The sequence below is a fragment of the Streptomyces sp. NPDC021093 genome (assembly GCF_044333135.1).
Taxonomy (GTDB): domain Bacteria; phylum Actinomycetota; class Actinomycetes; order Streptomycetales; family Streptomycetaceae; genus Streptomyces.
The window spans coordinates 489,668-511,493 of the sequence record NZ_JBIRQJ010000002.1 but is presented as its reverse complement, the minus strand read 5'-3'; the positions used below and the strand labels follow the sequence as shown (position 1 = coordinate 511,493).

Below are 21,826 nucleotides of genomic sequence, written 5' to 3'. Positions count from 1 at the left end.
GGCACACGAGGAGGACCGGGTGAGTACGCGAAACGCGGCAGGCGGAAAGGTCGCCACACCAGGCGAGACGTTCGGCAAACTCATCAAGCACCACCGGGAGTCGATGCTGCTGACGCAGATCGCACTGGCAGGCCAAATCCCCTGCGACCGTTCGCAGGTGGCACGGGTCGAGGCCGGGACACGCGTACCGGACCTGCGCTTTGTGCAGGGCTGCTCGGCGGTGTTCGGAATGGGCCAGACGCTGCTGAACCTGTGGCAGGAGATCGACTGGTACCCGGACGTACAGCACCCGGACTGGTTCGACCGCCGGGCGAAGATGGATGCGGAGGCGGCGGCGCTTCGGGAGTACCAGGTTCAGGTCATGCCTGGCCTGCTCCAGACGGAGGACTACATCCGTGCGCTCTATTCGCAGGTCGAGCAGGACGTGGTGAACCTTGAGAAGCTCGTACGTGCCCGACTCAGCCGCCAGCACCGCTTCTTGACACCGGATGGCCCTCTCTACCTGGCGGTTCTGGACGAGAGTTGCATCCGGAACATCGTCGGTACGGCAGCGATCATGCGCGACCAGTGTGCGCACCTCTTGCGCGTCGGAAATCTGCCGAACATCCGTGTCCAGATCGCCCCGGCAAGTGCTGTGAACCTCGCGCGGCCGAACACATCGATGTCCCTCATCACCCTTCCCGACCACCACAACTGGATCTACTCAGAGTCCGTACGCCGGGGGCACTTCAACGATGATCCGGCCGAGTTCACGCGCCAGATGCAGACCTATGATGTGCTCAGGGCAGATGCTCTGTCTGCCTCCGAGTCTGCCACTCTGATCAGCGACGCGATGGAAGGGTACGACCAGCATGCCGACACCTCACGACCTCAGCGCGGCGAGCTGGATCAAGTCCAGCTACAGCGGCAACGACGGCGGAAACTGCGTGGAAATCGCCCCCGGATTCCCCACCCACGTCCCCGTACGTGACAGCAAGAACCCCACCGGCCCCACCCTCCACATCCCCACCCCCGCCTGGGCCACCTTCACCGCGCACCTCAAGTGCGAGACGGAGTAGCCAACATGGCGAAGCGTCAGCACAACGGCGCGGCGGGCTGGATCAAGTCCAGCTACAGCGGCGGCAACGGCGGCGACTGCGTGGAAATCGCCCCCGGATTCCCCACCCACGTCCCCGTACGTGACAGCAAGAACCCCACCGGCCCCACCCTCCACATCCCCACCCCCGCCTGGGCCACCTTCACCACCGCCCTCGCCGACGGCGACCTCGCCTCCTGAACGGCTGAACGGCTGAACGGGCAGGCTCCGCAAGGCCATTCGGCTGCGTACCGCTCCCGTGGAGAGCCGTCTGCTGCCACGCTGGAGGCAGGCTCACCGGGGTGAGCCTCAACAACGACGTACGGGACAGGAGTACCTCATGCTGACTTCCACGCAGGTCCCCGGCGGGTTGAGCTGGCTGGACCTGGGGACGCCCGACATCGACGCGGCCGTCGCCTTCTACGGGGGCGTGTTCGGCTGGGAGTTCGCCTCTGCGGGGCCGGAGGCCGGGGGCTACGGCTTCCTGCGGAACGCAGGCCGGACCGTCGGCGCCATCGGCCCGCTGACGGAGGAGGGCGCGGGCTCCGCCTGGACGGTGTACTTCCGCACCATGGACGCCGACGCCACCGCCAAGGCCGTGGAGCAGGCGGGCGGCTCGGTGCGCATCCCGCCTTCGGAGGTCTTCACCGCAGGGCGGATGGCCGGCTTCACCGACCCGACGGGTGCGGAGTTCGCGGTGTGGGAGCCCCGGGAATCGGACGGCCTGGAGGCCGTCAACGTGCCCGGCAGCGCCAGTTGGATCGAGCTGTACACCACCGACGCCGCGGCGGCGAAGGACTTCTACCGCACGGTCCTGTCGTGGGAGATCCGGGACGTGCTCATGGGCGAGGGCCTCGTCTACGCCGTCGCCGGGCCCGCAGGCGGTGGCGACCGGATCATGCACAGCGGCATCATGCAGCTGCCCCAGGCGAACCTGGACGCCGGCTCGGTCTCCGAATGGCACCCGTATTTCGAGGTGGAGGACTGCGACGCCACGGTGGCCCGTGGCCAGCAGCGCGGCGCGACCGTCATCGTCCCCCCGGTCGACACCGAGGGCGTGGGGCGCCTGGCGATGCTGCTGGACCCGTTCGGGGCCCCGTTCGCGGTCGTCACGAGCGCCACGGCCTGATCGGGGCGAGCACTTCCAGCCTGCGGTTGACCGCGCGAACGTCCGAGGCCGTGGTCAAAAAGATGTCTCGTTGACACGTATAAGCGAGACATCTTTCTGACCCGACACCTCCACGGCGGCACCTGCACGTTCCGCACCGGACCCGGCCGTTCGCGGTCTGCGCGACGTACGGGCCCACGCCCGCGCTCCGGAGTTCGGTCGCTGAAGTCCGTCGAACGATGCAGCACGGGCTCGTCCCGGCGGACGACGATCCGACTGACCGGCATTCCTAGGCTGGAGTCGTCCCCCGACAACCCCCGTCACAAGGAGTCCCACCGTGAATCGCGCACGAAAGAATCTCGCCGAGGGAATCGTGACCTTCCTGGTCGGCCTGGCCCTGAAGCTGTTCGGAGGCGGGGTGGAGGTCCCGGTGGTGACTCTGCCCAAGGTCGGAGTGGTCCTGATGGTCATCGGCGGCGCGCTGGTCGTCACGGGGCTGTTCCAGGCGGCACGCGGGGCCGGTGTTCCCAAGAGCTGACCAGTCCTGACCGGAGCCTCCGGGAGGTTCGGACCGGGGCGGTGGTGTGATGTCTTCATGCGCCCCGAGAACTGCGTGACCAGGAACCACATCTCGGTGTGGCATGAACGTGTGCTGCCGCCGGCTCCGGAACGGATCACGTTCTGGACGGTGTTGCGCGGCTCGCTCCTGCCGATCCTGGTCTGGGCCTGCATCGTGTGCGGCGCGTCCCTCGTCTACGACCCGGCCGTGGCGATGGCGCTCGGTGGGCTCTTCACGTTGTCACTCGTCGTGGGATTCGTGCGCCGCCGCAGATCGACGCACTCCGTGCGCTGCAGCGTTTACGGCGCACTGGGCGGAGTGCTCGACAAGTCGATGGCCGGCTTCTGAAACAGCGGGCCCCTACTCCCCCGTCGTCGTCACGCGGAAGCAGTGCGGGGGGCGTGGAGGCACACGCACCCCGCTCAGCTCTCAGCTCTCAGCTCTCAGCTCTCAGCTGGTGAAGAAGTCGCTCACCTTGTCCGCGAACTGCTGCGGCTGCCGCTCGTGGATGCGGTGACCGCCCGGGAGCGTGAGCTGTGCGCAGTCAGGGATGCGGTCGGCCATCTCCGGGAGGTCCTCCTGGGACATGTCGCTCTCCGCGCCACCCGTGATCATCAGCGTCGGGGCGACGATCTCGCCGAGGCGGTCCAGCCACTCGGCGGGCGGGTCGGACAGCTGGGCCTGGATCTCGCCGATCGCGTTCTCGTCGTAGTCGACGGGCCCGTCCGTCGGAAGCGGGTCGTCCGCCCCCGCATAGGGGGCCGGAGTCTCCTCCAGTACGAGACGCTCCACCCGGTCCGGGTACTCCTGCGCCAGGAGGTAAGCGACGACGCCGCCCATGCCGTGGCCGACCACCCCCGCGCGGTCGATCTTCGCCTCCTCGATGAAGCCGAGCACGTCGTCCCGCATGAGCTCCAGGTCGTACTCGTCGGGCCAGTCGCTCTCGCCGTGGCCGCGCAGATCGAGTGCGTGCACCCGCCATTCCTCGCCGAGCGCCTGCCCGACCTTCTCCCAGCTCGCGGACGAACCGCCGATTCCGTGCAGCAGGATTACCGGGTTGCCGTGCTGGTCGCCCCAGGAGCGGTACGCCATGCGTACGTCGCCCACATCGACGACGGAGTGATCTTCCATGACTCCGACGGTACAGGGGCGGCCCGGATGCCAGGGTCGTCGGGTGACGTCCGTTATGCGTGCGGCGGGACTGGCGGCGCTGGTCCTGCTGATGGTGCTGGTGGGGTGCGTGAGCGTGGGCAGGGGTGACGGGGCGCTTCCCGGGCCACCGCCGTCCACGGGTGGGGCGCCGTCCGTGCGGCCGGCGGAGAGCGGGAGGCGGCCGGCGGAGAGCGGGCGGGGGCTGGCGGATCCGGCGAAGAAGGAGCTGGCCATGCGGCTCGTGTCGAGTGCCGAGAACTCCTCCCTTGAGTGGCGGAGGCAGTACGGGTACGTCGAGGACATCGGGGACGGGCGCGGGTACACGGGCGGGATCGTGGGGTTCTGTTCCGGGACCGGCGACATGACGAAGGTGGTCGAGCGGTACGGCGCCGCGCGGCCCGGCAACGTACTGGAGAAGTACCTGCCCGCCCTGCGGAAGGTGCGGGGCAGCGCTTCGCACGAAGGGCTCGGGGAGCCGTTCGTCGAGGCATGGCGGCGGGCCGCCGACACCGATCCGGTATTCCGGGCCGCCCAGGACGCCGAACGGGACCGGGAGTACTTCGATCCGGCGGTGCGGCAGGGGAAGGCTGACGGGGTGGGGGTGCTGGGGCAGTTCGTGTACTTCGACGCGTATGTGATGCACGGGGTCGGGGACACCCGGGGGTCGACCGGCTTCCGTACGCTGCGGGAGCGGGCGCGGCAGCGGGCCGTGCTGCCCGTCGACGGGGGCGACGAGCGGGCCTATCTGCACGCTTTTCTCGATGTACGGGTGGCCTCGATGAAGCGGGAGCCCGCGCACCGGGACACCAGCCGCGTCGAGACGGCCCAGCGGGTCTTCCTGCGGGACGGGAACCTGGCGCTGCGCACGCCGCTGCGGTGGAAGGTGTACGGGGACACGTTCCTGGTGAGGTGAGGCTCCCTGCGAGGTGAGGTTTCTGGTGAGGTGAGGGAAATGTTCCTGATGCGCCTGCGACCCTTGTCGGAGCTGTTTCGTACCGTTCTTGAAGGAACTGTTCCGGCCGGGCCCCCGTCGAAGGGTGGTCCAGCACCCATGACCGGCCCCGGAGGTCTCATGCAACTCACCCGCCGCGCCCAGTACGCCGCCCGCGCCCTGCTGGGTCTCACGCTCGCCGCCGGGACCGCCACCGGTGCCGGCGCGGCGCCGGTGGACGAGGAGGCCAGGACCTCCGCCTCGTCGGGGCTGCGAGATCCGGACAAGAAGGAGATAGCGATGCGGCTCGTGTCGAGCGCCGAGAACTCCTCCCTTGAGTGGAAGAAGCAGTACGAGTACATCGAGGACATCGGCGACGGGCGCGGGTACACGGCGGGGATCATCGGATTCTGCTCCGGGACCGGCGACATGCTGGAGCTGGTCGAGCGCTACAGCGCCGCCTCGCCCGGCAACGTACTGGAGAAGTACCTGCCCGCCCTGCGGAAGGTGAACGGCTCGGACTCGCACCGCGGGCTCGGCTCCCGCTTCGTACGGGACTGGCGGAAGGCCGCGCAGGACCGGGAGTTCGAGCAGGCGCAGAACGAGGAGCGGGACCGGGTGTACTTCGACCCGGCCGTGCGCCGCGCGCAGCAGGACGGGCTCGGGACGCTCGGCCAGTTCGTCTACTACGACGCGATGGTGATGCACGGCGAGGGCGGGCGCGACGGCTTCGACGCGATCAGGCGCAGTGCGCTGGCGAAGGCGGCGGCGCCCTCGCGGGGCGGTGACCAGGGCGCGTATCTGAACGCCTTCCTGGACGTGCGGAAGAGCACGATGAAGCGGGAGGCCGCGCACGAGGACACCAGCCGGATAGACACGGCACAGCGGGTCTTCGTGAACAAGGGGAACTTCTCGCTGCGGACGCCGTTGGTGTGGAAGGTGTACGGGGACACCTTCCGGATTGCCTGACTGACAGGTCGTCAACAGGCGGTGGCCGTACGGGAGTTCCGTACGGCCACCGCCTGTTGTGGACCGAGGACCTACGTCAGTGAGCGGCGGCGACCGGCTTGTCGCCCTGCTGGTCGTTGCGGTGCGAGATCTCCCCTCCCGGTTCCATCGGCGCCGTCACCTCGTCGTCGTCGGCGCGCTTGCCGATGTGGTTGAAGACGAGGTTGAGGACGACGGCCGCGAGGCAGCCGGTGGAGATGCCGGAGTCCAGGATGATCTTCGCGGTCTCCGGGAAGTGGTGGTAGAAGGTCGGGGCCGCGATCGGGATGATGCCGACCGCGAGGGAGACGGCGACGATCAGGACGTTGTTGTCCTTCTCCAGGCCCGCCTTGACGAGGGTCTGGATGCCGCTGGCCGCGACCGAGCCGAAGAGCACGATGCCCGCGCCGCCGAGCACCGGGCGCGGGACGACCGCGATGAGCGAGGCGGCGATCGGACAGAGGCCCATCAGGATCAGGAATCCGCCGCCCGCCGCGACCACGAACCGGCTGCGGATCTTGGTCATCGCGACCAGCCCGATGTTCTGGGCGAAGGCGCTGCACATGAAGCCGTTGAAGAGCGGGCTGACGGCGGAGCCGAGTGCGTCGGCGCGCAGTCCCGCGGCGATGGTCTTCTCGTCGGCGGGGCGCTCGACGATCTCACCGAGGGCCAGCATGTCGGCCGTCGACTCGGTCATCGAGACCAGCATGACCACGCACATCGAGATGATCGCGGCGGCCACGAACTGCGGTGCGCCAAAGTGGAACGGCGTCGGGAAGCCGACGATGCTCGCCTCGGTGACGGGTGTGAAGTCGGTGGCGCCGAACGGGATCGCGACGACCGTGCCGATGACCAGGCCGAGGAGCACCGCGATCTGCTTCACAAAGCCGCGGGTGAAGCGGCGCAGCAGCAGGACGATCACCAGGGTGATGCCGGCGAGGCCGAGGAAGGTCGTCGAACCGTAGTCCGCCGCCTTGGGGTTGGGGCCCTGCGCCCAGCCGAAGGCGACGGGGAGGAGCGAGACGCCTATCAGGGTGATGACGGTGCCGGTGACGACCGGCGGGAAGAAGCGGACCAGCTTGGAGAAGAACGGGGCGCCGATGAAGCCGATGGCGCCCGCGACGATGATCGCGCCGAAGATGACCGGGAGCGCGTCCTCCTTGGACTGGCCGTCCGCGATGGCGAGCATCGGGGCGACTCCGGCGAAGGTGACGCCGTTGACGAAGGGGAGGCGGGCGCCGATGTTCCAGACGCCGAGGGTCTGGAGGAGGGTGGCGAGGCCGGCCATGAAGAGGCTGGCGCCGGTGAGGAAGGTGAGTTCCTTGCCGGAGAGGCCTACTGCGGCGCCGACGATCAGCGGGGGTGCGACGACGCCCGCGTACATGGCGGCGACGTGCTGGAGACCGGTCGTGGCGAGCTTCAGGGGAGGCATCCCCTGGTCGACCGGGTGCTTCTCAAGGGTGCTGCTCCCGGAAGAGGTGTTGCTCTCGGAAGGGGTGCTGTTCTCGGAAGGGGTGTTGCTCTCTTCGGCGGTGCCGTCCGTCGAAGAGCCTTGCGCGGTGAACCTGGGCGACTTGGCCACAGCTTCCTCCTGTCGTTTCCAGTGCCGTCGGTGGCACGTGCTTCAGGGAGGTGGTGCGTATGTGCAAGGTGCTGGTGGTGCTGGGGTATTGAAAGGTGCCCGTGTTGCTGCTGAGTTGCAGCGTTGTTGCTGTGCCGTCGTTCGCGCCCGGGTACGCCGGACCGCCCCGGGGGCGTGAAGTGTTGGGCCACGCCCCCGGGAACGGCTCCTGAGCAGCCCGCTCGGCTGCTCAGTTCCGGCCGGGAGCCGTCCCTCCCGGCCGGAATCTCTGCTCGGACAAGGCCGAGCCTCGGTGGTACGAGGTGATCGGCGTCAGCGGTGCTGCGCGGTGACCCGCGCGAGTCGCTGCGCCTCGTCCCGCGCGCTGCGGGCGATGGCGTCCTCGTCCACCGTGATCAGGTGGTTGTCCTCGACGACGGCACGGCCGTTGACGAGAGACAGGGTGACCGGTGCCGCCGCGCCGAAGACGAGGGCGGTGACCGGGTCGGCGATGGTGGAGTGGCCGAGGCCGTCGGTCCTCCACATCACCAGGTCCGCGAGCTTGCCGGCTTCGAGCGAGCCGATCTCCGCTGCGCGGCCCAGTACTTGGGCACCTCCGTGGGTACCGAGGCGGAGCGCCTGGCGGGCGTTGAGGGCCCGCTCGCGGTGCTCGGTGTTCAGGCGGTTGACGAGGAGCGCGTTGCGCAGCTCGGTGTGGAGTTCGCCGGACTCGTTGGAGGCGGTGCCGTCGACGCCGAGGCCGACCGGGACGCCCGCGGCGAGCATGTCGGGGACGCGGGCGATGCCCGCGGCGAGCCGGGCGTTGGAGGAGGGGCAGTGGGCGACGCCGGTTCCCGTGCGGGCGAAGGCGGCGATGTCGGAGTCGTTCATGTGGACGCAGTGCGCCATCCACACGTCGCTGCCGAGCCAGCCCGTCGACTCGAAGTAGTCGGTGGGGCCCATGCCGAACAGCTCGTGGCAGAACTTCTCCTCCTCGACCGTCTCGCTGCCGTGGGTGTGCAGCCTGACCCCCTTGCGGCGGGCCAACTCGGCGCCCTGGCGCATGAGTTCGGTCGATACGGAGAACGGTGAGCAGGGGGCGACGGCGACCTGGGTCATGGAGTCGAAGGACGCGTCGTGGTGCTGGTCGACGGTTGCCTCGGTGGCGGCGAGCGCGCCTTCGAGGGTCTCCACCGCGAAGTCGGGCGGCAGACCGCCGTCGGACTCGCCGCGGTCCATGGAGCCCCGCGCGAGGGTGAACCGTACGCCCATGTCCCGGGCCGCGCCGATGATCGCCGACGACAGGTCGCCGGTGCCGCGCGGGAAGACGTAGTGGTGGTCCATGGCGGTGGTGACACCGCCGCGGGCCATCATCGCCAGGGAGCCCCGGGCGGCCGCCGTCACCATCTGCTCGTCGATCCGCGCCCAGGTCGGGTACAGGGCGGTGAGCCAGTCGAACAGGTTGTGGTCGGTGGCCATGCCCCGGGTGATCCACTGGTAGAAGTGGTGGTGCGTGTTGATCAGGCCGGGGGTGACGAGGTGGCCGGTGCCGTCGATGCGGCGGGCCACGTTCTCCAGGCCTGCGGGCGCCGTGCCCGCGCCGATGGACTCGATCCGGTTGCCTGCGACGACGATGTGTCCCGACGCGTATTCCGTGTCGTGGGCGTCGACGGTCGCGATCGCGCAGTTCTCGATGACGATGCGGGGGAGAGTGTCGCGCGAAGCTTGTGCTGCCGGTGCTGCCATGGGGCTGCTTCCTTTACCTCTGTATTGATCGGGCACGGCAGGGCCCTAGGAGGATTTGAGTGCCACGGACGCCGCTGGAGTGCGGCGGCCGCGGGTGCCGAGATGGTGGAAGAAGAGATTGAGCAGGACCGCGACGAGTGCGCCGGCGCTGATGCCGGAGCCGAGGACGGTCTGTGCCCAGGCGGGGAAGTCCGCGTAGAAGGTGGGTGCCGCGAGCGGAATGATGCCCGCGCCGAGTGCCACCGCCACGAGGATGATGTTCGAGCTGTCGTCGAGTCCGGCCTCGGAGAGGGTACGGATGCCGCTCACGGCGATCGAGCCGAAGAGGACGATCCCGGCGCCGCCGAGTACGGGCATCGGCACCATGGAGACGACCGCGCCGAGTACCGGGAACACGCCGAGGAAGAGCAGCGCGCCACCGGCGACGGCGACCACGTACCGGCTGCGTACCCGGGTGAGGGTCACGACGCCGACGTTCTGCGCGAAGGCACTGGTCGGGAAGGATCCGAAGACGGGGCCCACAAGCGTGGCGATGCCGTCGGTGCGCAGACCGCGGGTGATGGTCCGGCCGTCGCAGTCGCGTTCGCAGATCTTGCCCAGGGCGAGCATCCCGGCCGATGACTCGGTCATCAGGACCAGCATCACGATGCACAGCGAGAGGATCGCGGCGGGCTGGAACTCGGGGGCGCCGAAGGCGAAGGGCGTGGGGAGTGCGGCGATGGGGGCGTCCTTCAGCCCGCTGAAGTCGGCCATGCCGAACGGGATCGCGGCGAGCGTGCCGATCAACATGCCGAGCAGCAGGGCGACTTGCTTGACGAAGCCCTTGCCGAACCGCTGGATGACCAGGATGACGGCGAGGGTGAAGGCGGCCAGTGCCAGGTACTTCATGGCGCCGAAGTCGGCGGCTTCCTTGTTGCCGCCCTGTGCCCAGGCGACGGGGACCGGCATCAGCGTGACACCGATGAGGGTGATGACGACGCCGGTGACGAGCGGCGGGAAGAAGCGGAGCAGCTTCCCGAAGAAGGGGCCGACGGCGAGGCAGAAGACTCCGGCGACCATCACCGCACCGTAGATGGCGGGGAGTTGGTGGCCGGGGGCGCTGGTCTCGGCTATCGCGAGCATGGGGGCGATGCCGGCGGACGAAGCGGCGTTGACGAAGGGCAGCCGGTTTCCGGCGAACTTCGTGAGGCCGATGGTCTGGAGGATCGTGGCGAGTCCCGCGATCAGCAGGCTGGCGGCGATCAGCCGGGTCATTCCGGCGGCGTCCAGGCCGCAGGCCTGGCCGATGATGAGCGGAGGGGTGACGACGCCGGCGTACATGGCGGCGATGTGCTGGAGCGCGGCGGGGACGAGCCGCTTGGCGGGGAGCTTTTCGTCCACGGGGTGGACGGGCACGGGATGGACGGGATCGAGGAGATCGACCGGCTTCCCGAGCGAGACCGGATCACCTTGCTGGGTCGGACACGGGCCTTCTGTTGCCGGCCCCTTTGCTGGCTGTGCCATGAATGTTCGTTCCCTCCGGTTGGCCGGGGCCGTGCTTTACCGCCGTAAAGCACGGCCCCGGCCCTACCGCGTCAGAGGTGGTCGCGAGCGACCGACCGCGTCAGAGGTTGGTCATGTCGACCGGGATCCGCGGCTCGACTCCGTCCCGCAGGATGGTGGCCTCGATGAGGCCGTACGGGCGGTCGGCGGCGAAGTACACCTCGTTGTCGTTCTTCAGACCGAACGGTTCGAGGTCGACCAGGAAGTGGTGGTTGTTGGGCAGCGAGAAGCGGATCTCGTCGATCTCGCTCCGGCTGTTGATGACCCGCGAACCCATTTGGTAGAGCGTCTGCTGCAGCGAGAGCGAGTACGTCTCGGCGAAGGCCTGCAGGATGTGCTTCTTGGCCTGCGCGTACGACTTGTCCCAGTGGGGCATCCGGTCGTCGTCGCTGGTCCAGTTGTAGCGCCAGGCGGCGGAGACGTCGGTGCACAGGATGCGGTCGTACGCCTCCTTCAGCGTCGTGTACTTGTCCTTGACGTAGCCCCAGAACTCCGAGTTGGTGGAGTTCATGACCGTGAGGTCCTTGAGGCCCGAGATGACCTCCCAGTTCGTACCGTCGTAGGTGATCTGGGTGGTGCGCAGCTCCTGGCCCTTGCGGGCGAAGGAGTGGTTCACCTCGTCGGCGCCGATGAACTTCGAGTTGTTGTCCGAGGTCGCGATGCGCTCCCAGGAGTACTCCTCGATGCGGATCCGGGCGCGCTTGATCGGCTCCTGCGACGACACGAAGTGCCGGGCGAGGTGGATGCCGAACTGCTCGGCGGACTCGATCCCGTGCTCCTTGGCGAAGGCGTACACCGTGTTCTTGGTGGTGTCCGTCGGCAGGACGTTCGCGTTGGAGCCGGAGAGGTGGACGTCCGACATGTCGCCGGAGAGGGCGACCGAGACGTTCAGGTCCTTGATGTGGTGGGTGTCGCCGTCCCGCGTGATCTTGACGACGCGGTTCTCTGCTTTGCCGTACTGGTTCTGGCCGAGAATGGTGGGCATCAGTGCTAGCTCCCTCGGTATACGGAGTAGCCGAACGGGTTGAGCAGCAGCGGTACGTGGAAGTGTTCGCCCGGTACGACGGCGAAGGTGATCGCCACTTCCGGGAAGAACGCGCCGCTGTCCCTTACGCGGGGGGCGTCCTGCTGAGCCTCGGCTTTGTTCTCGCTGTTGTTCTTGTCTGCGCGGTGCTTGTTCAGGAAGTAGGTCTCGGTCTCGAAGTCGAGCCGGACGTGGGTCGTCCCTTCCGGCAGGGCCGGGAGGTCCTTGCAGCGTCCGTCCGCGTCGGTCTTCGAACCGCCGAGCGTCACCCACTCGGCTCCACCGCCGCTGCGGGCGGTGAGCGTGATGGCGACGCCCTCGGCGGGGCGGCCGATGCTGGTGTCCAGGATGTGCGTGGACACCGAGGCGGTGGTTGCGGTACTCATCTCAGTTCTCTTCTCCTGAATCCGCGGGGGATTCCACGAGGCGGGTCAGCCGGATGCGGTTGATCTTGCCCAGTTCGGTGCGGACGTTTCCCCGCTCCTGATCGGGCGAGTTCCCGCTCCGCTCACGCACCGCGTCACGCATCTGCTCACCGGTGGCGCCGGTGGCGCAGATCAGGAAGACATGTCCGAACTTTTCCTGATACGCCAGGTTCAGTTCGAGCATTTCGGCCTTGAGTTCCTCGGAGGCGCCGGCCATTCCGCGCTGCTCGCGGGAGGAGGTCGGGTCTCCGGGCTTCGGGCGGCCGATCGGCGGGTGCCCCGCCATTGCTTCGGAGAGGTCCTCGGCAGTGAGTTCCGCGAGGGCGGCGTCACTGGCGAGAAACAGCTCTTCTGCGGATGCGTACGGGCGCTGAGCGATGAGCCTGCTCCCCCACGCCGTACTGGCACACACCTCGTGGAGTTCGGCCTGGGCCGCGCTCTCGGAGAGGGTGTTGAACCGGGTGAGGCCCGGTGTCTGGACCGAAGTCACGGGAGCCTCCGTGGCCTTGTGCTGGACGGGCTGGGCATAGCTAACGCCCTCAAGAACTGGACGTCAACAGTTTGTTGAAAGTTCGCGAACACAAAAGCCGCCGCCCCCAAGCGGGGACGGCGGCGACCGAAAATGATCGATCAAACGGGGGTCCCAGAAGGGCCCATATCCGGCCCCGAGCCCCCTCCAGCAGGGTCAACTAGTCCGTCTTGGCGGCGTTTTCCCTGTTCAGGTAGTTGTAGACAGTGAAGCGGCTGACACCGAGCGCCCCCGCCACCGTTTCCACACCGTGCCGCACAGAAAAGGCACCGCGTGCCTCCAGAGTCCGTACGACCGACTGCTTGGTTTTGCGGTCGAGGTCGGCCAGCGGCATCCCGTGCCGGCGCTCCAGTGCGGCCAGGATGTGGTCGAGGGAGTCCGAGAGCTGCGGCAACCGCACCGCTATGACGTCCTCGCCCTCCCAGGAAAGGACCACGTCGTCCCGGTCGGCCCGCGCGGGCTCCAGCAGTTCGGCACCCATGGCGTCGACGAGCGGCTTGACCGCCGTGACCAGCGGGTGGTCTCCGGGTTCCGTCACTTCTTCTCGCCCTCCCCGATCACATTGACCTGCAACGAGACGCGGGTGGCCCCGGCGGCGAGGGCCTTGCGCAGCAGGGCGTCGACGGCCGTGAGCACCGCGTCGCCGCCGCCTTCCGCCGTATTGCCGAAGGGGCCCACGTCGACAGCGTCCAGCTCGGCCGCCTGGATCACCTCTCGGGCCGCCACCGCGTGCGGCGGCGCCTCGTCGAGGTCGAAGGGCTCGGTCGTGAACTCCACTCTCAATCGCACGCGCACAACGTACTGCGCGTACGACGAAATCGGGCAGCCCCTCTTGACAGCCCTCCCGACCTGCGTGCAACCTTCCATCAAGCAGAAAACAACTTCCGCAATACGGAAGGAGCGCACAGTGGGCTACACGGACCAGCGCTTCGATGTGAACCTCTCGATCCTCTTCACGGAACTCCCGCTCCTGGAGCGTCCCGCGGCAGCCGCCGCGGCCGGCTTCACGGCGGTCGAGCTGTGGTGGCCCTGGATCGAGACCCCGACACCCGAGCAGTCGGAGCTCGACGCCCTCAGGAGGGCACTCGGCGACGCCGGCACCCAGCTCGTGGGCCTGAACTTCTACGCGGGGCAGCTGCCCGGCCCGGACCGCGGTGCGCTCTCCCTCCCGGGCGAGGAGTCGGACCGCTTCCGCGCCAACATCGACGTGGCGGCGGACTTCGCCGCCTCGGTCGGCTGCAAGGCGCTCAATGCGCTGTACGGCAACCGCGTCGAGGGTGTGGACCCGCAGATCCAGGACACCCTGGCCCTGGAGAACCTCGTACTGGCGGCCCGCGCGGCCGACCGGGTCGGGGCGATCCTGCTGGTCGAGGCCCTGAACAAGCCGGAGTCCCCGCTCTACCCGCTGGTGAGCGCCCCGTCCGCGATCGAGGTCGTCGACAAGGTGAACGCGGCGACGGGCCTTGGCAACGCCAAGTTCCTGCTCGACCTCTACCACCTGTCGATGAACGGCGAGGACCTGAACGAGGTCATCGACGCCTACGCGGACAAGACCGGCCACGTCCAGATCGCCGACAACCCGGGCCGTGGCGCGCCGGGCTCCGGCGACCTCGACTTCGTCGAGCTGCTCGGCCGTCTGAAGAAGGCGGGTTACGAGGGCTGGGTCGGCCTGGAGTACAAGCCGGGCGACCGCCCGAGCGCCGGCGCCTTCGAGTGGCTGCCGCAGCCGCTCCGCGCGGCCAACTGACGTACCTGACACAGCATTTGAGAGAGGCACCCCGCATGAGCACCCTTCCCAAGATCGGTTTCATCGGCCTCGGCATCATGGGCTCCCCCATGGCCGAGAACCTGCTGAAGGCCGGTTACGACGTCACCGGGTTCACCCTGGAGCAGGCCAAGATCGACCGCCTGGTCACCGCCGGCGGCAAGGGCGCGGGCTCGATCGCCGAGGCCGTCAAGGACGCCGACGTCGTCATCACGATGGTGCCCGCCTCCCCGCAGGTCGAGGCCATCGCATACGGCCCGGACGGCATCCTGGAGAACGTCAGGTCCGGCGCCCTCCTGATCGACATGTCCTCGATCACCCCGCAGACCTCGATCGACCTCGCGAAGGCCGCCAAGGACAAGGGCATCCGCGTCCTGGACGCCCCGGTGTCCGGCGGCGAGGCCGGTGCGATCGAGGCGGTCCTCTCCATCATGGTCGGTGGCGAGCAGGCGGACTTCGACGCCGCCAAGCCGCTCCTGGAGGCCCTCGGCAAGACCATCGTGCTGTGCGGTCCGCACGGCTCGGGCCAGACGGTGAAGGCCGCCAACCAGCTGATCGTCGCGGTCAACATCCAGGCGTGCGCCGAGGCCGTGGTCTTCCTGGAGAAGTCCGGCGTGGACCTCGCCGCGGCCCTCGACGTCCTCAACGGCGGTCTGGCCGGTTCCACGGTCCTGACCCGCAAGAAGGACAACTTCCTCAATCGCGACTTCGCGCCCGGTTTCCGGATCGACCTGCACCACAAGGACATGGGCATCGTCACCGACGCCGCCCGCAATGTCGGTGCGGCGCTCCCCGTCGGCGCGGTCGTCGCCCAGCTGGTCGCCTCGCTGCGCGCCCAGGGCGACGGCGGCCTGGACCACTCGGCACTGCTGCGCGCGGTCGAGCGGCTGTCCGGCCAGCAGGTCTGAGACGTAGCTCCCGACCTCCCCAACGCCCTTACATATAGGGCCACTTGAACTCCGGGCCGCGGCGGCGCTGACACCTGTCCTGTCGCGCCCAGGCGCCGCCGCGGCCCGGGTACCACTCACACCTCTCGCCAGACTTCTCGCCAGACTTCTCGCCACATCAACTTCAACAAACTGTTGACGTCACGTTCGGTGCGTACTTACGCTCCTCACGCCGCCAGCAGCTCCCGCAGGAAGGTTCCAAGGTCACCATGTCGAAGCGTGTGCTCACGACCGAGTCAGGCGCCCCGGTCGCCGACAACCAGAATTCCGCCTCCGCCGGTGTCGGTGGCCCTCTCCTCCTCCAGGACCAGCACCTGCTGGAGAAGCTCGCCCGATTCAACCGCGAGCGCATCCCGGAGCGTGTCGTGCACGCCCGCGGCTCCGGCGCCTACGGCTACTTCGAGGTCACCGACGACGTCACCGGCTTCACCCGCGCGGACTTCCTCTCCGAGGTCGGCAAGCGCACCGAGACGTTCATCCGCTTCTCCACCGTCGCGGACAACCTCGGTGGCGCGGACGCGGTCCGCGACCCGCGCGGCTTCGCGCTGAAGTTCTACACCGAAGAGGGCAACTACGACCTCGTCGGCAACAACACCCCGGTGTTCTTCATCAAGGACCCGATCAAGTTCCCCGACTTCATCCACTCCCAGAAGCGCGACCCCTTCACGGGCAAGCAGGAGCCGGACAACGTCTGGGACTTCTGGGCGCACGCCCCCGAGGCGACGCACCAGGTCACCTGGCTGATGGGCGACCGCGGCATCCCCGCCTCGTACCGCCACATGAACGGCTACGGCTCGCACACGTACCAGTGGACGAACGCCGAGGGCGAGGCCTTCTTCGTCAAGTACCACTTCAAGACGAACCAGGGCATCCGCTCGCTGTCGGCCGACCAGGCCGCGGAGATCGTCGGCCAGGACGCCAACTCGCACCAGACGGACCTGCTCCAGGCCATCGAGCGCGGCGTGAACCCGTCCTGGACCCTCCACGTCCAGATCATGCCGGCGGCGGAAGCGGCCAACTACCGCTTCAACCCGTTCGACGTGACCAAGGTGTGGCCGCACTCGGACTACCCGCTGCAGCGCGTGGGCCGGCTGGTCCTCGACCGCAACCCGGACAACGTCTTCGCCGAGGTCGAGCAGGCCGCGTTCTCCCCGAACAACTTCGTCCCGGGCATCACCGCGTCGCCGGACAAGATGCTCCAGGGCCGGATGTTCGCCTACGCGGACGCGCACCGCTACCGCCTGGGCGTCAACCACACCCAGCTGCCGGTGAACGCGCCGAAGAACGCGCCCGCCGACAACTACGGGCGGGACGGCGCCTACGCCACCCGGTACGGCACGCGCCACGACAAGAACTACGAGCCCAACTCGTACGAGGGCCCCGCGCAGACGGACGCCCCGCTCGGCGCCCCCGCCGAGCTGACCGGCTGGACGGGCACCTACACCACCGCCCAGCACGTCAAGGACGACCACTTCTTCCAGGCCGGTGAGCTGTACCGCCTGATGTCGTCCGACGAGCAGGCCCGCCTGATCGCCAACATCGCCGGCGGCCTGTCCCAGGTCACCCGCGACGACGTGGTCGAGAAGAACCTCGCGCACTTCCACGCCGCGGACGCGGAGTACGGCAAGCGCGTCGAGGAAGCGGTCCGCGAGCTCCGCGAGAACCAGTAACTCTTTACTGGTAACTGCAACTCCCAGACTGCGGCCGGGACCTGACGGGAGGTCAGGTCCTTGCCGCTGTCCGTACCGCCGGCCCGAATGAGGGGTGGTCGGCGGTACGGACATGAACGAGGCCCGCGGCGGTGGGCGAGCCAGTGCGGTGGTGAAGGCCACCGGGGACTCCTTCTCGACCTGAGGGAAGGCCTGCCCGGGGCTCATCGTCGCCGCCGCGGCCTCATTCCTTGCGTTACGCCAGATACCAGGGCGCGGAGTACGGACGGTCCCGTACTCCGCGCCCTTTGGCGTTGGCCGGGGGGGGATGGGTCCGGTCGCACGGATGCGGGCGGGCTGCTTCGCGCAGGGCGGTGGGTGGTTCGTCGTGCGGGCTGCTGGGCGCAGGGCGGTGGGTGGTTCGTCGTGCAGGCTGCTGGGCGCAGGGCGGTGGGTGGTTCGTCGTGCAGGTGCGTCGTGGCTGGTCGCGCAGTTCCCCGCGCCCCTAAATGCCTGCCCCCGAGCCCCTGAGCCCCCGAACCCCCTTGGGCAGTGAGCCCGCCCTAGCCTCCTTGGGCAGCGGGGCCGCCCCCCGGGGGGCGGAACGGGTGGGCAAGGGGGCGGCCCCCACCGCGGCACGCCCCACCCGACCGCACGCCCCCCCGCACACGCCAAAGGGGGCCGGTCACCGTTACCCGGTGACCGGCCCCCTGGGCGTACCTAGAGGTACGTATCTAGGGCACTACTGCGCCACAAAGGCCCGCACCGCCGTCGGCGCCTGACCCTCCTCCGTCACCACGTCCTCCCACTCGTTGACCGCGTCGATCCCCGCCCCGCTCATCGAGATGTTCGTGATGCGCTCCAGGATCGCCTCCACCACGACCGGCACCCGGAACTCGGCTGCCAGCTTCTTGGCCTCCTCGAAGGCGGGGAGCAGCTGGTCGGGCTCGGTGACCCGGATGGCCTTGCAGCCCAGGCCCTCGACGACCTTGACGTGGTCGACGCCGTAGACGCCCAGCTCCGGCGAGTTGATGTTCTCGAACTCCAGGTTGACCTGGAAGTTGATGTCCAGGTTCCGCTGGGCCTGGCGGATCAGGCCCAGGTAGGAGTTGTTCACCAGGACGTGCACGTACGGGATGTTGTGCTGCGCGCCGACCGCCAGCTCCTCCAGCATGAACTGGAAGTCGTAGTCGCCGGAGAGGGCGACGACCTGGCCCTCGGGGTCGGCGGTGGCGACACCGAGCGCGGCCGGGATCGTCCAGCCGAGCGGGCCCGCCTGGCCACAGTTGATCCAGTGGCGCGGCTTGTAGACGTGCAGCATCTGCGCGCCGGCGATCTGGGAGAGGCCGATGGTGGTGACGTACCGGGTCTCCGGGCCGAAGGCCCTGTTCATCTCCTCGTACACGCGCTGCGGCTTGATCGGCACGTTGTCGAAGTGCGTGCGGCGCTGGAGCTTGGCCTTGCGGTCCTGGGTGGAGGCGGCCCACGCGCTGCGGTCGGGGAGCCTGCCCGCCGCCTTGAGCTCGCGCGCGACCTCGACGAAGAGCTCCAGGGCGGCCTTCGCGTCGGAGGCGATCCCGTAGTCCGGGGCGAAGATCTTGCCGAGCTGGGTGGGCTCGATGTCCACGTGGACGAACTTGCGACCCTTGGTGTAGACGTCCAGGTCGCCGGTGTGGCGGTTGGCCCAGCGGTTGCCGATGCCGAGGACGAAGTCGGACTCCAGGAAGTTCGCGTTGCCGTAGCGGTGCGAGGTCTGCAGGCCCACCATGCCGGCGTTCAGCTCGTGGTCGTCGGGCAGGATGCCCCAGCCCATGAGGGTGGGGATGACCGGGGTGCCGGTCAGCTCGGCGAACTCGACGAGCAGTTCGGAGGCGTCGGCGTTGATGATGCCGCCACCGGCGACGAGCAGCGGGCGCTCCGACTCCAGGTAGAGCGAGAGCGCCTTCTCGACCTGGGCGCGGGTCGCGGTCGGCTTGTAGACCGGCAGCGGCTGGTACGTCTCGGGGTCGAACTCGATCTCGGTGAGCTGCACGTCGATCGGCAGGTCGATGAGGACCGGTCCCGGACGGCCGGAGCGCATCAGGTGGAAGGCCTCCTGGAAGACGCCGGGGACCTGTGCGGCCTCCAGCACCGTGGTGGCCTTCTTGGTGACCGGGGCCGCGATCTTGGCGATGTCGACGGCCTGGAAGTCCTCCTTGTGGAGCTTCGCGACCGGGGCCTGGCCGGTGATGCAGAGGATCGGGATCGAGTCGGCGATGGCCGAGTAGAGCCCGGTGATCATGTCGGTTCCCGCGGGGCCCGAGGTACCGATGCAGACGCCGATGTTGCCTGCGCTGCTGCGGGTGTAGCCCTCGGCCATGTGGGACGCGCCCTCTACGTGGCGGGCCAGCGTGTGCTTGATCCCGCCACCGGCCTGGAGGGCCTTGTAGAAGGGGTTGATCGCCGCGCCGGGCACGCCGAACGCGTGGCTCACGCCTTCGCGCTTGAGGATTTCAACTGCTGCGAGCGCAGCGGTCATACGGGGCATCGGGTCACTCCTGCTTCAGGCCGGTTTTCCGTAATGCGGAAGTACTGTTCTGCTATGTGGAAGCAACATAGAATGTGAGGGTGTCGGCGTCAAGAGAGGTGTCCACGGTTCGGGCGCCGGGGGCGGCTGCGCGGGTGTCCCTGCGGGCGGTCCCAGCAAGTGGACAGAAAAGAGCCGAAGTGCCTGCCAACTCCGCACACTTGGTGTGACCATGGACGCCACAGCGCATCAGTCGTTCACGTGTTCACGGCCCGGCCGCCCCTCCCGGGCCGCTGCGCCGGGACCCAGTGCCGGAGGTCACCCCATGGGAAGCAGCGTGCCGGTGCGGTGCCCCGCCTGCCGCCGTGACCACGCGTACGTGCCGCCCGTCTTCCCCTGCGCGTGCGGTGCTCCGCTGGCCCCGCCGCTGCTGCGCGGCGCCCCGCCGCAGCCGATCACTCACCGCACCTGGACGGACTCCTGGGTGACGGTCCGCTGCCCGTCCTGCGGGCGGCAGGACCAGTGGCCCCAGCCGGAGCTCGGCTGCGGCTGCGGCGCGGTCCTGCGCATTCCCGTACGCCCTGCCCCGACGGGCCCCCGTCCCACCCCGGCAGGACACGCCGGGCACACCGGATACGCCGGGCATGCGGGGCACGCCGGGCACGTGGACGCCCCGGGCACCGGCTTCGACGCCAACGCCGATGCCGATGCCAGTCCCGATGCTGACACCAGCACCGACATCGACGCCCGTGCCCACATCGGCGCCGATGCCGATGCCGAACCGGCCGCCGCCACCCGCACCGCGCCCGCCCACGGCGAGAGCGGCGGCCCGGCCGACGGCTCCCCCGTTCCCCGTCCCAGGCCGCCGTTCCGCCCGCTCACGATCCGTACCGCCCGGGACGCCGTCACCGCCGCCGCGCTCTACCTCAAGTGGCTCGGCTTCCACGACATCCTCCAGTCGCCCGAGCACCCCGCCTCCGGCATCGACCTGCGCGCCCGCGGGCTGGTCGCCCAGGTCGACCCGCGCACCGAGCCGTCCACGCTCCGCGACGTGGAGTGCCTCTGGCTGCACGGGCTCAATTCGTCCTCCTTATCGGTGTTCTTCTCGCTCACGGGGTACGTCCCCGAGGCACGGGCCCGCGCGGAGGACCTCGGCGTCCCCCTGTTCGTCATGGACCTCACCGGCACTCCGCAGCCCGCCAACGGCGCGGCGGACGAGCTCGTGGGTTCGGCCGGCTGAGCCGGACCCGGCCAGGTCCCGCCCGGCCCCGGGCGGGATACTGGTCGCATGCCCATCCGCCCGGCCACCCCTGCCGACCTTCCCCTGCTCCAGGACATCGAGCGCGCGGCCGGTGAACCCTTCCGCGCACTCGGGATGACCGAGATCGCGGACGACGACCCGCCGCCGCTCGACCTGCTCGCCGCGTACCAACGGGACGGCCGTGCCTGGGTGTTCGCCGACTGCGACGGCCGCCCCGACGGGTATCTGATCTGGCAGGAGGTGGACGGGGCCGCACACATCGACCAGGTGTCGGTGCACCCGCGCATCGCCCGCCGCGGAGCGGGCCGCGCCCTCATCGAGCACCTGGCGAAGACGGCCGGGCCCGCCCCGCTGACTCTGACCACCTTCGCCGAGGTGCCGTGGAACGCGCCGTACTACGCCCGCCTGGGCTTCCGCGTCCTCGCCGACCCCGAACTCACCGACGGGCTGCGGGAGATCGTCACCGAGGAAGCCGCGCTGGGCCTCGACCGGTGGCCGCGCGTGTGCATGATGCGCCGTCAGCCCTTCGGCTCGACGGCGGGGCAGGAGCTGTTCCGGGGCGGAACGGCGTGCGAGATCGGATAGCTGTCGATCTGCTGCCTCGCGCACAGACTGCTGGTGTACGTGCCGTGGCCCAGCCCCGGTGGGCGAGCAGAGCCGCGTTGCGGCCGAGCCGATGGGGGAATCGGCACAACTACCGCGCCATGCCTGCGGGTTGACGCCCTAGTAGCCCTGGTTCGGGGCGTACGCGGGCTGGCCCCCGTACCCCGGCGCGGCGGCCGGGGCGGGCGGCGCGGGGGCCTTCCGGTCGGCGCCGATCGCCACGGACGCCGAGGCCACCAGCAGGCCGACACCCGCCAGGGAGATCGCGATGCCGGTGTTCTCGGCACCGTTGGACCAGCTGTAGTTGTTGGCACCCTGGGTCTGGCAGCGCTGCTGGGTCGTCGAACCGCCGGACTCGGGGCCGCAGACCCATTCCAGGTTGTGTTCCTTGCGCGCCTTCTCGTCGTCCTCCTCGATGAAGCCGTAGGCCAGCAGGCCCAACCCGGCCACCATGAA

At 69.0% G+C, this 21,826-nt stretch carries 24 protein-coding genes; 13 read left to right on the top strand and 11 right to left on the bottom strand.

All coding sequences use genetic code 11. The features are described 5' to 3' along the window. Positions 1-19: 19 nt before the first annotated feature. The 6 genes from ACH4SP_RS07220 (at position 20) to ACH4SP_RS07195 (ending at position 3,090) form a co-directional block, all read left to right on the top strand. Positions 20-970 (top strand): Scr1 family TA system antitoxin-like transcriptional regulator, encoded by a 951-nt coding sequence (locus ACH4SP_RS07220; protein WP_398410741.1) that lies wholly within the window; start codon positions 20-22, stop codon positions 968-970. Continuing rightward, complete coding sequence (locus tag ACH4SP_RS07215; protein ID WP_398410737.1) at positions 927-1,058, top strand: DUF397 domain-containing protein; 132 nt, start codon at positions 927-929, stop codon at positions 1,056-1,058. Before ACH4SP_RS07220 ends, ACH4SP_RS07215 begins: the two co-directional genes overlap by 44 nt. Positions 1,059-1,063: 5 nt before the next feature. Then, on the top strand, positions 1,064-1,276 hold the full coding sequence (locus tag ACH4SP_RS07210) for a DUF397 domain-containing protein (RefSeq protein WP_398410734.1): 213 nt from the start codon (positions 1,064-1,066) through the stop codon (positions 1,274-1,276). Positions 1,277-1,415: 139 nt separating this feature from the next. Further along, positions 1,416-2,204 carry a VOC family protein gene (locus tag ACH4SP_RS07205; protein ID WP_398410732.1) on the top strand — a complete coding sequence of 263 codons (789 nt, stop codon included), beginning with the start codon at positions 1,416-1,418 and terminating at the stop codon, positions 2,202-2,204. Between the two features lie 316 nt (positions 2,205-2,520). Then, complete coding sequence (locus ACH4SP_RS07200) at positions 2,521-2,721, top strand: DUF5708 family protein (RefSeq protein ID WP_398410727.1); 201 nt, start codon at positions 2,521-2,523, stop codon at positions 2,719-2,721. Positions 2,722-2,778: 57 nt separating this feature from the next. Continuing rightward, positions 2,779-3,090 carry a hypothetical protein gene (locus ACH4SP_RS07195; protein WP_398410725.1) on the top strand — a complete coding sequence of 104 codons (312 nt, stop codon included), beginning with the start codon at positions 2,779-2,781 and terminating at the stop codon, positions 3,088-3,090. 102 nt (positions 3,091-3,192) lie between these two features. Here the strand turns inward: ACH4SP_RS07195 and ACH4SP_RS07190 are convergent, their stop codons facing one another. Further along, entirely contained in the window at positions 3,193-3,873 is a 681-nt protein-coding gene (locus ACH4SP_RS07190; protein WP_398410722.1) for an alpha/beta fold hydrolase, read from the bottom strand. 91 nt (positions 3,874-3,964) lie between these two features. On the opposite strand from ACH4SP_RS07190, the gene ACH4SP_RS07185 reads away from it, so the two are divergent. Then, a complete protein-coding gene (locus tag ACH4SP_RS07185; protein ID WP_398411815.1) occupies positions 3,965-4,807 on the top strand; it encodes a chitosanase in 843 nt (280 codons plus the stop codon). Between the two features lie 138 nt (positions 4,808-4,945). Then, on the top strand, positions 4,946-5,794 hold the full coding sequence (locus tag ACH4SP_RS07180; RefSeq protein WP_398410720.1) for a chitosanase: 849 nt from the start codon (positions 4,946-4,948) through the stop codon (positions 5,792-5,794). Positions 5,795-5,870: 76 nt separating this feature from the next. On the opposite strand, the gene ACH4SP_RS07175 is transcribed toward ACH4SP_RS07180, so the two are convergent. The 8 genes from ACH4SP_RS07175 to ACH4SP_RS07140 form a co-directional block, all read right to left on the bottom strand. Beyond that, positions 5,871-7,244, bottom strand: a complete 1,374-nt coding sequence (locus ACH4SP_RS07175) for a nucleobase:cation symporter-2 family protein (RefSeq protein WP_398411812.1) — start codon at positions 7,242-7,244, stop codon at positions 5,871-5,873. Positions 7,245-7,706: 462 nt separating this feature from the next. Next, positions 7,707-9,119, bottom strand: a complete 1,413-nt coding sequence (locus ACH4SP_RS07170) for an 8-oxoguanine deaminase (protein ID WP_398410718.1) — start codon at positions 9,117-9,119, stop codon at positions 7,707-7,709. A gap of 45 nt (positions 9,120-9,164) precedes the next feature. Then, entirely contained in the window at positions 9,165-10,622 is a 1,458-nt protein-coding gene (locus ACH4SP_RS07165) for a nucleobase:cation symporter-2 family protein (RefSeq protein ID WP_398410715.1), read from the bottom strand. 100 nt (positions 10,623-10,722) lie between these two features. Beyond that, positions 10,723-11,646: a factor-independent urate hydroxylase gene (gene pucL / locus ACH4SP_RS07160; RefSeq protein WP_398410713.1), complete on the bottom strand. Its 924-nt coding sequence runs from the start codon at positions 11,644-11,646 to the stop codon at positions 10,723-10,725. 5 nt (positions 11,647-11,651) lie between these two features. Then, complete coding sequence (gene uraH, locus ACH4SP_RS07155) at positions 11,652-12,071, bottom strand: hydroxyisourate hydrolase (protein WP_398410709.1); 420 nt, start codon at positions 12,069-12,071, stop codon at positions 11,652-11,654. 1 nt (position 12,072) lies between these two features. Beyond that, the gene (uraD, locus tag ACH4SP_RS07150; RefSeq protein ID WP_398410705.1) at positions 12,073-12,600 is read right to left on the bottom strand and encodes a 2-oxo-4-hydroxy-4-carboxy-5-ureidoimidazoline decarboxylase; all 528 of its coding nucleotides are present in this window, start codon (positions 12,598-12,600) and stop codon (positions 12,073-12,075) included. A gap of 199 nt (positions 12,601-12,799) precedes the next feature. Beyond that, positions 12,800-13,177: a helix-turn-helix domain-containing protein gene (locus ACH4SP_RS07145; RefSeq protein ID WP_398410701.1), complete on the bottom strand. Its 378-nt coding sequence runs from the start codon at positions 13,175-13,177 to the stop codon at positions 12,800-12,802. Beyond that, positions 13,174-13,428 (bottom strand): hypothetical protein, encoded by a 255-nt coding sequence (locus tag ACH4SP_RS07140; RefSeq protein WP_398410700.1) that lies wholly within the window; start codon positions 13,426-13,428, stop codon positions 13,174-13,176. The genes ACH4SP_RS07145 and ACH4SP_RS07140 overlap by 4 nt, the downstream gene beginning before the upstream one ends. Positions 13,429-13,546: 118 nt before the next feature. On the opposite strand from ACH4SP_RS07140, the gene ACH4SP_RS07135 reads away from it, so the two are divergent. The 3 genes from ACH4SP_RS07135 to ACH4SP_RS07125 all read left to right on the top strand — a co-directional run bounded on the left by ACH4SP_RS07135 (position 13,547) and on the right by ACH4SP_RS07125 (position 17,021). Then, positions 13,547-14,386: a TIM barrel protein gene (locus ACH4SP_RS07135; RefSeq protein ID WP_398410698.1), complete on the top strand. Its 840-nt coding sequence runs from the start codon at positions 13,547-13,549 to the stop codon at positions 14,384-14,386. 35 nt (positions 14,387-14,421) lie between these two features. Beyond that, entirely contained in the window at positions 14,422-15,312 is an 891-nt protein-coding gene (locus ACH4SP_RS07130) for a 2-hydroxy-3-oxopropionate reductase (RefSeq protein ID WP_398410694.1), read from the top strand. A gap of 248 nt (positions 15,313-15,560) precedes the next feature. Next, complete coding sequence (locus tag ACH4SP_RS07125) at positions 15,561-17,021, top strand: catalase (protein WP_398410690.1); 1,461 nt, start codon at positions 15,561-15,563, stop codon at positions 17,019-17,021. A 721-nt stretch (positions 17,022-17,742) separates the two neighbouring features. Here the strand turns inward: ACH4SP_RS07125 and gcl are convergent. Beyond that, complete coding sequence (gene gcl / locus ACH4SP_RS07120) at positions 17,743-19,527, bottom strand: glyoxylate carboligase (protein ID WP_398410687.1); 1,785 nt, start codon at positions 19,525-19,527, stop codon at positions 17,743-17,745. Positions 19,528-19,831: 304 nt separating this feature from the next. Between gcl and ACH4SP_RS07115 the strand changes: the two genes are divergently transcribed. Beyond that, the gene (locus ACH4SP_RS07115) at positions 19,832-20,746 is read left to right on the top strand and encodes a hypothetical protein (protein WP_398410683.1); all 915 of its coding nucleotides are present in this window, start codon (positions 19,832-19,834) and stop codon (positions 20,744-20,746) included. A gap of 48 nt (positions 20,747-20,794) precedes the next feature. Continuing rightward, positions 20,795-21,352, top strand: a complete 558-nt coding sequence (locus tag ACH4SP_RS07110; RefSeq protein ID WP_398410682.1) for a GNAT family N-acetyltransferase — start codon at positions 20,795-20,797, stop codon at positions 21,350-21,352. Between the two features lie 138 nt (positions 21,353-21,490). On the opposite strand, the gene ACH4SP_RS07105 is transcribed toward ACH4SP_RS07110, so the two are convergent. Further along, the gene (locus ACH4SP_RS07105) at positions 21,491-21,823 is read right to left on the bottom strand and encodes a hypothetical protein (RefSeq protein WP_398410679.1); all 333 of its coding nucleotides are present in this window, start codon (positions 21,821-21,823) and stop codon (positions 21,491-21,493) included. Between the last annotated feature and the right edge of the window lie 3 nt (positions 21,824-21,826).